This is a genomic window from Shewanella sp. CAL98-MNA-CIBAN-0140 (assembly GCF_040309905.1).
Classification (GTDB): Bacteria; Pseudomonadota; Gammaproteobacteria; order Enterobacterales; family Shewanellaceae; genus Shewanella; species Shewanella psychromarinicola.
In genome coordinates, this window is the sequence record NZ_JBEOPI010000235.1 from 1 (window position 1) to 253 (window position 253).

A 253-nucleotide genomic window follows, 5' to 3' on the forward strand; every position below is an offset into this window, starting at 1 on the left:
GTACTGATTGTCGTCGGGGTTTTTCTCGTGGTAGTCCTCGCTGCGCTCGGTGCATACGCCTACGGGCTATCTGCGTCATTTGATATCGCGAAGAAGTTCGAGAAATCGTTCCCGGCGGAAGCCGACCGTCCGGCGGCTACGGACGATGCTTCCCAAAACATCCTGCTGATCGGTTCCGACTCTGGTGGCCCTGGGGCTGATGCCAGCGACGTTGAGGGGTCGCGCTCCGACACCATGATGGTGATCCATATCT

1 protein-coding gene is annotated in these 253 nt (G+C 58.5%); it reads left to right on the top strand.

Annotation, left to right across the window (positions count from 1 at the left end):
* The coding region (locus AAEY93_RS20890; RefSeq protein WP_351079628.1) for a hypothetical protein at positions 1-253 on the top strand (253 nt) is incomplete at both ends.